Raw genomic sequence first — 11663 nt, forward strand, 5'->3', positions numbered from 1 at the left:
CACAAAAAAAGCACCCGTAGGTGCTTTTTTGTAAGTTATGAACTCAAGTGCTTAGTTCATACCATATTTTTTAAGCTTCTTGCGTAGCGTACCGCGGTTGATACCTAGCAAGATTGCTGCACGTGTTTGGTTACCACGAGTATAAGTCATTACTTCTTCAAGAAGTGGCGCTTCAAGCTCAGAAAGAACTAGCTCATAAACGTCTTGTACGTCTTGACCGTTAAGTTGCTTCAAGTAGTGATGAACTGCTTTTTTAACAGCATCGCGCAAAGGTTGCGGTTTCTCTTGTGACTGAACATGAGCGTTAGTAATAAATGGAGAAGTCACATTTTGTTCGAACATCGTTATGTCTCTTTCTTAGTTAGCCTGCAGGGCGGGTGAATTCACTCGTCCCAATGTTTCAAAATAGTTATCTAATGCACAGATCTGCGCTTGTGGCGTTTCTAATGCATTGAATAATCGCCTAAATTGACCTTCATGGTCATGGGCCTGCAAATACCAAGATACATGTTTGCGTGCGATGCGCGCTCCCATTGGCTCACCGTAGAACTGATGTAAATTAAGCAAATGCTCCATCAGTATTGCACGAACCTCTTCAATATCAGGTTCAGGCAAATGCTCTCCAGTTCGCAAGTAATGATCTATCTCTCGGAAAATCCAAGGACGACCTTGGGCGGCTCGACCAATCATGATGGCATCTGCGCCCGTATATTCCAGTACCTGTTTGGCTTTCTCTGGTGATGTAATATCACCGTTGGCAACCACAGGTATCGATACTGAACGTTTTATTTCTCTAATCGTGGCGTATTCCGCTTCACCTTTGTACATACACGCACGGGTGCGTCCATGAACAGCCAGTGAGGCAATGCCATTACGTTCAGCAATACGCGCAATCTCCACTCCATTACGGTTGTCAGGATCCCAGCCAGTTCTTATCTTTAATGATACGGGCACGTCTACGGCCGTAACGACGGCCTTAACGATTTCCTCAACTAACTCTGGATACTGCAACAAAGCAGAGCCTGCGAGCTTTTTATTCACTTTTTTTGCAGGGCACCCCATATTGATATCTATGATTTGTGCCCCGTTAGCAACATTGAATTGTGCCGCTTGCGCCATCAGTTCCGGATCTGCGCCAGCAATTTGTACAGAGCGAATGCCTGACTCACCACTGTGATCCATACGATTTTGCGATTTATCGGTTTTCCACACCTGCGGATTTGAAGACAACATTTCAGATACTGCAAGCCCAGCACCAAGACGCCGACATAATTGTCTAAATGGTCTATCTGTGATCCCAGCCATTGGAGCTACGATTAAGTTGTTTTCAAGTTGGTATGGACCAATACGCACTACAGTTCAATCCGCCTTTCCTCAAGGGGCGCTAAGTTTACGGTTTTTTTTGCAAAAATCAAAGGCTATAAATTGAACATAATTGCTTTTTTTTTGAACTTTATGGGTTGACTTTTGATAACAAGCTGAGCAACCAATTAATTTGCTCGGAAAATAATCATTCTATCAAAAGTTTTATCACTGAAATCAAGACAAGTAAAAGGTAAAGCCAGCTAGCTATTGGCTTTACCAGTTACAGCCTACTAACTTATTAGCAGTTTTTGTTGCTATTTCTTCACCCCGCTTACACGTGTCCATTCACCTTCTTGAGCAATTGCATCAAGCGTGATAAACGGCGCGTAAACATCAGCAACTGACTGTGCTTGTTCTTGCAATATTCCTGACATGGCAAGTGTACCACCAGGTTGTAAGAAGCCTAGAATCACTTGGTGAAGTTCCCTTAATGGCTGTGCAAGAATATTGGCGATCACAACATCCGCGTGAAACTCAGGCTGATTTTCAGGTAAATATACTTCCAATTTATCAGCGACACCGTTGCGCTCAGCATTATCTCGACTAGCAACAAGTGCTTGGGGATCGATATCAATCCCAATAACGCGCTTAGCACCAAGCTTTATCGCTGCAATCCCTAAAATGCCTGAACCGCAACCAAAATCGACTACAGTCTTGTCTGAAAGATCTTGTTGTTCTAGCCATTTCAAACATAGCGCAGTAGTGGCATGAGTACCCGTGCCAAATGCAAGGCCAGGATCAAGCAATACATTTACCGCTGTAGGGTCGGGTACATCTCGCCAGCTGGGGCAAATCCACAGGCGTTCACCGAATTTAATAGGGTGGAAATTATCCATCCATTCTCTTTCCCAGTCTTTATCTTCAAGTTGCTCTAATTTGTAGCTAAGCGGTTTATCGTGCTGGTGTTGTAGATGTTCTACTACCGACTGCATGTCATGTGTTGCTTCAAATAACCCAATCACGGTGGTTTCAGGCCAAAGAATGACTTCACCTGGTTTAGGCTCATAGACAGGGTTATTTTTACTATCCATAAAAGTGACAGATGGGCAACCAATGTCCATCAACATGTCACTAAGTGCATCGGCATCTGCTTTATCAGCATAAATTCTAATTTGGATCCAAGCCATGTGAGTACCTAAATATGATGTGATTAAAAAAGGCCGCAATGTGCGGCCTTTTTGAACTTTTACGCTAATTAGCCTTTGACGTCTAAGAAGCTTTTTAATAAGTCTGAGCGAGAAGGGTGGCGTAATTTACGCAACGCTTTGGCTTCAATTTGACGAATACGTTCACGAGTAACGTCAAACTGCTTACCTACTTCTTCAAGTGTGTGGTCAGTATTCATGTCGATACCGAAGCGCATACGAAGAACCTTGGCTTCTCTTGCGGTTAATCCGGCCAATACTTCATTGGTTGCGCCACGAAGACTTTCCATTGTTGCCGAATCGATAGGCGATTCAATGGTGGTATCTTCGATAAAGTCACCAAGATGTGAATCTTCATCATCACCAATTGGCGTCTCCATTGAAATTGGCTCTTTCGCAATTTTTAGCACCTTACGAATTTTATCTTCAGGCATTAGCATACGCTCAGCCAATTCTTCGGGGCTAGGCTCGCGACCCATTTCTTGTAGCATTTGACGCGAAATACGGTTTAGCTTATTGATAGTCTCAATCATATGAACCGGAATACGAATGGTTCTAGCCTGGTCCGCAATTGAACGAGTGATTGCCTGTCGGATCCACCAAGTCGCGTAAGTAGAGAACTTATAACCACGACGATATTCGAACTTGTCTACTGCTTTCATTAGGCCGATGTTACCTTCTTGGATTAAATCCAAGAACTGTAGACCTCGGTTGGTGTACTTTTTGGCAATTGAGATAACCAAACGTAAGTTTGCTTCTACCATCTCTTTTTTCGCACGACGAGCTTTAGCTTCACCTATGCTCATACGGCGATTGATGTCTTTGATACGCTCGATGCTCAAACCTGTACTTTCTTCAAAGCCTTTTAGTTTATTGATGCAACGAATGATCTCTGGCTTAACTTCGGCAAGTTTTGCAGAATGTTTGTCATTTGCTGCAATTTCAGCATCTACCCAAGAGGTATCGGTTTCGTTATTTGCAAAATGCTTAACAAACGTTTTCTTCGGAACCTTAGCGTACTGAACAGCTTGCTTCATGATGATACGTTCTTGAACACGTACTTTATCCATCATGTCACGCATGTTGTTTACCATGCGATCAAATTGCTTTGGTACTAGCTTGAAAGTACGGAAGTGCTCACCGATTTCTTTGATTGCTTCTTGTGCATCAGGGTGAGAGCGACCTTTATTTTCAAAAATATCGCGAGCCTTATTGTACAGTGCACGCAATTGCTCGAAATGTTCGCGAGCTACTTCTGGATCTGGGCCGGTATCGCCATCATCAGAGTCATCGCTGTCATCATCATCAACATCATCATCTTCGTCATCGAGTTCTTCTTCACTCAATTCAGAGCCAATGTGAGTTGCTGAAATAGGCGCTTCATCTTCCTCGATTGCGTTAGGATCAAAAAAGCCAGAGACAATGTCGCTAAGGCGCATTTCTTCTGCTTCATACTTATCCCACTGATCTAGCAAGTATGTGATTGCTTCTGGGTATTCTGCGACGGAAATCTGTACTTGGTTGATCCCTTCTTCAATACGTTTGGCAATTAAAATTTCGCCTTCACGAGTCAGAAGTTCGACTGTGCCCATTTCACGCATGTACATGCGAACAGGGTCAGTAGTGCGACCAATTTCTTTTTCTACTGTCGCAAGAGCAGCAGCAGCAGCCTCAGCAGCATCTTCGTCTGTTGTAGTTTCCTGCATCATCAACTCATCAGCATCAGGTGCATTTTCGCTAACCTGAATACCCATATCGTTGATCATGCTAATGATATCTTCTACTTGATCTGAATCTATGATGTCTTGTGGAAGGTGATCGTTAACTTCTGCAAAAGTTAAGTACCCTTGCTCTTTACCTTTCTGAATCAGAAGTTTGAGTTGTGACTGAGGAGATTGATCCATAGAGAAATTTGCTTCCACTCTGAAAAGTTGATACAACAGGCGCCAGCCAAATCTGACTATTAAGTTTGATGACGCAGTGAATAGAGCATTATAGCAGTGAAAATGAGCGTTGACTAGATCTTCTACTGTTTAAGCGCTTTAGTTAATAATGCATATTCCAACCGCTCATCGCTGCTGAGCCCTTCGGTTTTATCCTTTATTAATAAGGTCTCTAGGCGGTAATTTAAACACTGATCTTCAATAAATTGAAAAGTATCTTTAAATTCTTGCTCTAATCGATCTTCTGCAACACCGTGCTGCCAAACAGCTAGCTTTCTGAGCGCATCAAACTCAGGTTGTTCTCTAAAGTTTTCCAATAGCATTGCTGTGGATATGTTTTCATTATTAAGACACAGAGATTGAATCGCCAGAAGTAACTGAATGCCGGGGATCGACATATCAGCAAGTTCAGGCATATAGTCGACAACCTTTGCAAGAGTAGGGTGCTGTAATAGCAGACCGATAGCTCTGCGCATTGGGGTGACTTTAAACTGGCGTTCTATATTTTGTTGCTTTTTATTACTGGTTAACTTCGCGCTAAGTTGTTCTCTGGTGCGCCCTATTAATCTTGCCAGTGTATCGAGTAACGAGTCTTGATAATATTCACTAGGCACTTTATTAATTAATGGGATGGCGTCGCTCAGTAATTTTGCTTTTCCTGCATCATTGGTTAAATCACAGCTTTCTCGTAACTTACTGAACAGTACATCTGTATAATCTGTCGCGGTGGATAATCGATCTTCAAACGCGGGTTTACCTTCTTTTTGGATCAAAGAATCAGGATCTTCACCGTCTGGTAGAAAAACAAATCGTAGCGATTTTCCATCTTTTAGATTGGGTAATGCATGTTCTAAAGCGCGCCAAGCTGCGTCGCGTCCTGCTCGGTCGCCATCGTAACAACAAATCACATTATCAGTGTTGCGAAATAATGTCTGCATATGCTCTGCGGTAGTGGCTGTACCAAGCGCTGCAACGGCATAATCAACACCATGTTCGGCAAGCGCAACGACATCCATGTAACCTTCAACAATGAGTATTTTCTCAAGATGTTTGTGGGCTTGTTTGGCTTCAAAAAAGCCGTACAGCTCAAAACTTTTATGGAAAATACGTGTTTCTGGTGAATTTAGATACTTGGGACCTTGATCTTGTGCCATCACGCGGCCGCCAAAGGCAATAACTCTGCCCCGCTTATCACGAATAGGAAACATTAAGCGATCACGGAAAAAGTCGTACTGCCTGCCCGGAGTTTTTTCCGTTGCTAGTTTTAAATCTAGTAGTTGCTGTTTATGTTCTGGTTTTCTGGCTATTTGCTTACACAGGGATTCCCATTCCGGCGGAGCATAACCGATCATAAACTTTTGCACAGTTTCTCCGGTTAGGCCACGACCCTTTACGTAGTCAATAACCTCGGATGCATTGCTATGATGTTTCAGTTGATGTTGGTAAAACTTGGCTGCCTGCAACATTAAGTCGTAATCTGACTTTTTTTCTTCAAATGAGCGTTGAGGCCCGGAGGGGGCATTCTCCCTCGGTACTTCCAAGCTCATGATTGCAGCTAATTCTTCAATGGCATCAACAAACTCTAATTTGTCGTACTCCATCATAAAAGTGATAGCGTTGCCGTTTGCACCACAGCCAAAGCAGTGGAAAAACTGTTTGTCTCGGGATACCGTAAAAGAAGGGGTTTTTTCATTATGAAAAGGGCAACACGCCTGATAGTCTTTGCCTGCTTTTTTCAATCCGATCCGACCATCGATCAATTCAACGATATCGGTTCTTGAGAGTAGGTCGTCGATAAACTGTCTGGGTATTTTTCCTTTCATGTTTAATTCCTGAAGTACCTATACGAAGAAACCGAGCGCTAGGCTCGGTTCACTTAACTATCATACATCAGTATGCGGGCTTATGCGCTAAGTCTTTGTTTAATTAAACCAGAAACTTTGCCCATATCAGCGCGACCTTCAGCTTTCGCTTTGATTGCGCCCATTACTTTGCCCATGTCTTGCATGCCAGCCGCACCAGTTTGTGCAATTGTGGCATCAATTAGCTCGACAATTTCTTCTTCGCTTAGAGGCTTTGGAAGGAATGTCTCAAGTACGCTGATTTCATTAGCTTCAATATCAGCCAAATCTTCACGCCCTGCATCTTTATACTGGGTGTACGAGTCGCGACGCTGTTTAACCAACTTAACTAAAACAGCAGTTATACCTGCGTCGTCTAAGGTTGTCTGGTTATCGATTTCTCGCTGTTTAATTTCAGCAAGAACAGCGCGAATAGCACCAAGACGAATTTTGTCTTTGGCTTTCATCGCCTCTTTTTGCGCGTCTTTTAGCGTAGCTAATAAGCTCATTGATACAAGACCAATACAGATTAGTATAGTTTAACGCGACGTGCGTTTTCGCGAGAAAGCTTCTTCATGTGACGCTTAACCGCTGCTGCTTTTTTACGCTTACGCTCTGCAGTTGGCTTCTCATAGTGCTCGCGACGACGAACTTCTGAAAGGATACCTGCTTTTTCACATGAACGCTTGAAACGGCGTAATGCAACGTCAAACGGCTCGTTTTCTCTTACTTTAATTACTGGCATTAAAAATTCACCTACCTAATTAATGAGCTTGGCTCTAATCTGGCTAAAAGCTAGCCGATTGGTTCAAAAATGGTGCGGTATTGTAAGCCGAAGCTACACCGCATGTAAAGCTTAAATTATAGCTAAAACAGAAGGAGCTGTCATATCCCGAAATCCCTGCAGCTTACAAAGGTTTGGAGTACTGCTATTTTTAACGCTTCTGGTATAAAGCGCTAATTACTTGACCGGCTTTCTTTTCCTTTATCAGTTGCCAGGTAGATGGCAGTGTAGGGGAGAGTTCTTGCTCATATTCAACGTAAATATAGGCATTGTCATCAAGCCATGCTTGTGATTCAAGCTGCTGGCAACAAGGTTCGAGCAACTGTTTGCGAAATGGAGGGTCAACAAAAACAACATCAAATTGCTGTCCGTCTGTATTACTAGCCAAATACGCAAGCGCGTCCACGTTATTAATTTTACAGTTTGATGATTTTAATAACTGTGCGTTTTTACTAAGTTGTTGTGCAGCTTGTTTATCTAACTCCAAAAAAAGGCAGTGTTTTGCGAATCGAGATTGAGCCTCAAAGCCGAGACTCCCGGCACCTGCAAAACAGTCAAGTACGCGACTATCGCGGACCGTGTTCATCAGCCAGTTAAACAAGGTTTCTTTTACTCTATCAGTGGTTGGTCTTAGACCTTCAATGTCGTGTACTGGTAACTTACGACCTCGATGTTGACCACTAATGATTCTAATGAATCCGGGCTGTTTTTGGCTGGTTTTGTTTTTTCTCATTATTTTGCAATGTCGGTTAGTTAAAAAAGATATCGCTTATTGTCTAGGGCTGATTTTTCATCCCTCTTGAACGTGTTACACTTGCGACAATTTTTGTTGTAACACTCTTAGCTAAGCGTCACAAGCAGCTCTGGTAGTCGAACCACTCGAGCCTATTTTTAGCTGTCTATATTACCAAGGTCTAGAGCAATTTGCTTAGAGTTTCATTAAATTTATCAATTACGGTATTTAGCAAGTATGGGAAAGAAAAATAAGTTTTTGTCTTGGTTAGGTCTGGGTAAGTCAGATAAAAAGCAAGAAGAAGAGCGCATTGAAGCGGAACGTCAGGCGCAGTTAGCCAAAGAGCAGGCAGAACGTGAAGCAGCGGAACGTCAGGCGCAGTTAGCCAAAGAGCAGGCAGAACGTGAAGCAGCGGAACGTCAGGCGCAGTTAGCCAAAGAGCAGGCAGAACGTGAAGAAGCGGAGCGTCAAGCGCAGTTAGCGAAAGAACAAGCAGAACGTGAAGCAGCGGAACGTCAGGCGCAGTTAGCGAAAGAACAAGCAGAACGTGAAGCAGCGGAACGTCAGGCGCAGTTAGCTAAAGAACAGGCAGAACGTGAAGAAGCGGAACGTCAGGCGCAGTTAGCCAAAGAACTAGCAGAACGTGAAGAGGCAGAGCGTCAGGCGCAGTTAGCCAAAGAACAGGCAGAACGTGAAGAGGCCGAGCGTCAGGCGCAGTTAGCCAAAGAACTAGCAGAACGTGAAGAGGCAGAGCGTCAGGCGCAGTTAGCCAAAGAACAGGCAGAACGTGAAGAGGCCGAGCGTCAGGCGCAGTTAGCCAAAGAACAAGCGGAACGTGAAGAAGCGGAGCGTCAAGCGCAGTTAGCGAAAGAACAAGCAGAGCGTGAAGAAGCAGAACGTCAGGCGCAGTTAGCCAAAGAACAGGCAGAACGTGAAGAAGCGGAGCGTCAGGCGCAGTTAGCCAAAGCGCAAGCGGAACGTGAAGAAGCGGAGCGTCAAGCGCAGTTAGCCAAAGAACTAGCAGAACGTGAAGAGGCAGAGCGTCAGGCGCAGTTAGCCAAAGAACAGGCAGAACGTGAAGAGGCCGAGCGTCAGGCGCAGTTAGCCAAAGAGCAAGCAGCGCGTGAAGAAGCGGAACGTCAGGCGCAGTTAGCCAAAGAGTTGGCAGAACGTGAAGAAGCCGAGCGTCAGGCGCAGTTAGCCAAAGAACAAGAAAAACCAAAAAAAGAAGGTTTCTTTAGTCGTCTGAAAAAGGGCTTATTAAAGACTAAAACCAATATTGGCTCGGGCTTTGCCTCGATTTTTACGGGCAAAAAAATCGATGATGAACTGTTTGAAGAGTTGGAAACTCAGTTATTAACAGCTGATATTGGTGTTGAAACCACCATGAAGTTAATCGATAACTTAACAGATGCAGCAGATCGCAAGCAGTTGAAAGATGGTGAAGCGCTTTACGAGCTAATGAAAACAGAAATGGCAGAGATCCTAACAACGGCAGATAAGCCTTTAGAGATCCCAACCGACAAGAAGCCATTTGTGATCCTGATGGTCGGCGTCAATGGCGTGGGCAAAACCACGACGATTGGTAAGTTGGCAAAACAGTTTCAAAGCGAAGGTAAATCCGTGATGTTGGCTGCGGGTGACACATTCCGTGCGGCAGCGGTTGAACAGCTGCAGGTTTGGGGGGAAAGAAATAACATTCCTGTTATTGCCCAGCATACTGGTGCTGATTCAGCCTCGGTGGTATTTGATGCATTTCAGGCTGCTCAAGCTCGTAATGTCGATGTGCTTATTGCGGATACCGCCGGTCGATTACAAAATAAAGATAATCTGATGCAAGAGCTGGAAAAAATTGCTCGAGTGATGAAAAAGCTTGATCCAGAAGCACCACATGAGGTGATGTTAACCATCGATGCGGGCACCGGACAAAATGCAATCAGCCAGGTGAAGTTGTTTAACCAAGCGGTTGGTTTAACTGGTATTGCCTTGACTAAGCTTGACGGTACAGCTAAAGGTGGAGTGATTTTCTCAGTTGCCGATCAGTTCAAAGTTCCTATTCGTTATATTGGTGTTGGCGAAGGGATTGATGATTTAAGAACATTCAACAGTAAAGACTTTATCGAAGCGCTATTTAGCGAAGAGTAATCATAATTATAACAATAAGGGTCACAAATGATTAAGTTTGAGCAGGTAAGCAAGACCTATCCCGGCGGACACAAAGCCCTTGAACGAGTGAGCTTTGAATTAGCGAAAGGTGAACTGGCATTTTTGACCGGTCACAGCGGGGCTGGCAAGAGTACCTTGCTCAAACTCATTAGCGTGATGGAGCGTCCTTCGGCGGGACGCGTCTGTATTAATGGTATTGATTTAAATACTGTTACCAACCGGCAAGTTCCGTTTGTACGGCGGGATATTGGTATTATTTTTCAAAATCATAAACTGCTAGAGCGCTACAATGTGTTCGACAACGTAGCCCTGCCTTTAGTTATCGAGGGTATGCATCACAAAAACATTAGCAAGCGTGTAAACGCGGCATTAGACAAAGTTGGTTTGCTGGATAAAGTGCGTTGTCACCCCAGCGTTTTATCTGGTGGTGAGCAGCAGCGTGTGGGCATCGCCAGAGCTATCGTTAACTCGCCACCTTTATTACTCGCGGATGAACCAACAGGTAACCTTGATCCTGAGCTATCTATGGAGATCCTGAAGCTATTTGAGGACTTTAATCGTCACGGAACGTCCGTACTTATCGCTACCCATGATTTAGGGCTTATTGCACGAATGAAATATCGTAGTCTGACGCTAAAGCAGGGTCGAATGAGTCAAGATCCATTAGCGGAGGGCGGGTTATGAGTTTATTGTTCAAAGGCCGTAATGCGCAAGCTGAACATAACAGCAAGTCTGTTTTCCAGCACCTTTACTTCTTCATTTTAATGATTATCAGGCAAGGAGTGCATAGTTTAGGAGAAATGTGGCGAACTCCCATGGCTTCGTTGATGACGATACTTGTGTTGGGCTTGAGTCTGACTTTACCGGCCACCTTATATATTGTGGTGAAGAATGTACAGCAAGTAAGTAGTGGATTTCAGGAAGCGTCAGAAATCTCTTTATTTGTTAAAGAAGAAATGACACAAGCGCAAACACAAACTTTGGTAAAACGATTGGCGTTATATCCTGAAATCGATGCGGTGACTTTGATTAGCAAAGAACAGGCGCTGCAGGAATTCAAAGCCACCTCAGGGTTTGGTCAGGCATTAAACTATCTCGAAGAGAACCCATTACCAAATGTGGTATTGGTCACACCGACTTCACGCTACCGAAAGCCCAATGCAGCCGCAGAACTATTAAAAAAATTAGAGCAAGAGCGAGAAGTAGAGTTCGGAAAGCTGGATATTGAGTGGCTTGAGCGCTTAAATGCACTACTTGGTTTATTAAAAGAAAGTGTCTTTACGGTCGGATTGTTGTTATTGACGGCAGTTATATTGATTATCGGTAATACGATTCGATTATCTATTATGGATAAAAAAGAAGAAATCCAAGTTCTGAAACTGGTTGGCGCCACTAATGCCTTTATTCATGCTCCGTTTTTATGGACTGGAATATGGTATGGCACACTCGGTGGATTGATTGCATTTATTTGTGTGGCGCTAATGCTATGGTGGCTAGAAGCTGCTGTATCTATGGTAGCGGGCGTATATCAAAGCGAGTTCGTATTACAGGGTCTTGCTGGCAATGAACTTTTGGTGCTCTTCGCTATTGCGGTAGGGCTAGGTTTTGTCGGTTCTTACTTTTCAGTGCAGCGTTACATTAAAGAAATTGAGCCGGAAAAGGTTTAAAAGTGCCCAAATAAAGAGT

At 43.9% G+C, this 11663-nt stretch carries 11 protein-coding genes; 3 read left to right on the plus strand and 8 right to left on the minus strand.

Annotation, left to right across the window (positions count from 1 at the left end; genetic code table 11):
* Positions 1–51 precede the first annotated feature (51 nt).
* The 8 genes from fis to rsmD all read right to left on the minus strand — a co-directional run bounded on the left by fis (position 52) and on the right by rsmD (position 7811).
* Positions 52–342: a DNA-binding transcriptional regulator Fis gene (gene fis, locus ACSLBF_RS02515; protein ID WP_010374122.1), complete on the minus strand. Its 291-nt coding sequence runs from the start codon at positions 340–342 to the stop codon at positions 52–54.
* A gap of 15 nt (positions 343–357) precedes the next feature.
* A complete protein-coding gene (gene dusB / locus ACSLBF_RS02520) occupies positions 358–1353 on the minus strand; it encodes a tRNA dihydrouridine synthase DusB (protein ID WP_440055051.1) in 996 nt (331 codons plus the stop codon).
* A 266-nt stretch (positions 1354–1619) separates the two neighbouring features.
* Positions 1620–2492, minus strand: a complete 873-nt coding sequence (gene prmA, locus ACSLBF_RS02525) for a 50S ribosomal protein L11 methyltransferase (protein ID WP_440055052.1) — start codon at positions 2490–2492, stop codon at positions 1620–1622.
* A gap of 68 nt (positions 2493–2560) precedes the next feature.
* Entirely contained in the window at positions 2561–4414 is a 1854-nt protein-coding gene (gene rpoD, locus ACSLBF_RS02530) for an RNA polymerase sigma factor RpoD (protein ID WP_440055053.1), read from the minus strand.
* A 122-nt stretch (positions 4415–4536) separates the two neighbouring features.
* Complete coding sequence (dnaG, locus tag ACSLBF_RS02535; protein ID WP_440055054.1) at positions 4537–6276, minus strand: DNA primase; 1740 nt, start codon at positions 6274–6276, stop codon at positions 4537–4539.
* Between the two features lie 80 nt (positions 6277–6356).
* On the minus strand, positions 6357–6803 hold the full coding sequence (locus ACSLBF_RS02540; RefSeq protein WP_440055055.1) for a GatB/YqeY domain-containing protein: 447 nt from the start codon (positions 6801–6803) through the stop codon (positions 6357–6359).
* Positions 6804–6823: 20 nt separating this feature from the next.
* Positions 6824–7039 (minus strand): 30S ribosomal protein S21, encoded by a 216-nt coding sequence (rpsU, locus tag ACSLBF_RS02545; protein WP_010362466.1) that lies wholly within the window; start codon positions 7037–7039, stop codon positions 6824–6826.
* A gap of 190 nt (positions 7040–7229) precedes the next feature.
* A complete protein-coding gene (gene rsmD / locus ACSLBF_RS02550) occupies positions 7230–7811 on the minus strand; it encodes a 16S rRNA (guanine(966)-N(2))-methyltransferase RsmD (protein WP_440055056.1) in 582 nt (193 codons plus the stop codon).
* 237 nt (positions 7812–8048) lie between these two features.
* On the opposite strand from rsmD, the gene ftsY reads away from it, so the two are divergent.
* Genes ftsY through ftsX form a run of 3 tightly spaced genes read left to right on the plus strand, consistent with a single transcriptional unit; the run spans position 8049 to position 11644 of the window.
* Complete coding sequence (gene ftsY / locus ACSLBF_RS02555) at positions 8049–9956, plus strand: signal recognition particle-docking protein FtsY (RefSeq protein ID WP_440055057.1); 1908 nt, start codon at positions 8049–8051, stop codon at positions 9954–9956.
* 27 nt (positions 9957–9983) lie between these two features.
* The gene (gene ftsE, locus ACSLBF_RS02560) at positions 9984–10661 is read left to right on the plus strand and encodes a cell division ATP-binding protein FtsE (protein ID WP_440055058.1); all 678 of its coding nucleotides are present in this window, start codon (positions 9984–9986) and stop codon (positions 10659–10661) included.
* Complete coding sequence (gene ftsX / locus ACSLBF_RS02565) at positions 10658–11644, plus strand: permease-like cell division protein FtsX (protein ID WP_440055059.1); 987 nt, start codon at positions 10658–10660, stop codon at positions 11642–11644. Before ftsE ends, ftsX begins: the two co-directional genes overlap by 4 nt.
* The last annotated feature ends 19 nt before the right edge of the window (positions 11645–11663 follow it).

This window comes from Pseudoalteromonas sp. T1lg65 (assembly GCF_051930985.1).
In the GTDB taxonomy this organism is placed as follows: domain Bacteria; phylum Pseudomonadota; class Gammaproteobacteria; order Enterobacterales; family Alteromonadaceae; genus Pseudoalteromonas.

Excerpts from the sequence above, each read along its gene's own strand:
- fis (WP_010374122.1), bottom strand. The coding sequence starts at position 342 with ATGTTCGAACAAAATGTGACTTCTCCATTTATTACTAACGCTCATGTT.
- prmA (WP_440055052.1), bottom strand. The coding sequence starts at position 2,492 with ATGGCTTGGATCCAAATTAGAATTTATGCTGATAAAGCAGATGCCGAT.
- rpoD (WP_440055053.1), bottom strand. The coding sequence starts at position 4,414 with ATGGATCAATCTCCTCAGTCACAACTCAAACTTCTGATTCAGAAAGGT.
- dnaG (WP_440055054.1), bottom strand. The coding sequence starts at position 6,276 with ATGAAAGGAAAAATACCCAGACAGTTTATCGACGACCTACTCTCAAGA.
- ACSLBF_RS02540 (WP_440055055.1), bottom strand. The coding sequence starts at position 6,803 with ATGAGCTTATTAGCTACGCTAAAAGACGCGCAAAAAGAGGCGATGAAA.
- rpsU (WP_010362466.1), bottom strand. The coding sequence starts at position 7,039 with ATGCCAGTAATTAAAGTAAGAGAAAACGAGCCGTTTGACGTTGCATTA.
- rsmD (WP_440055056.1), bottom strand. The coding sequence starts at position 7,811 with ATGAGAAAAAACAAAACCAGCCAAAAACAGCCCGGATTCATTAGAATC.
- ftsY (WP_440055057.1), top strand. The coding sequence starts at position 8,049 with ATGGGAAAGAAAAATAAGTTTTTGTCTTGGTTAGGTCTGGGTAAGTCA.
- ftsE (WP_440055058.1), top strand. The coding sequence starts at position 9,984 with ATGATTAAGTTTGAGCAGGTAAGCAAGACCTATCCCGGCGGACACAAA.
- ftsX (WP_440055059.1), top strand. The coding sequence starts at position 10,658 with ATGAGTTTATTGTTCAAAGGCCGTAATGCGCAAGCTGAACATAACAGC.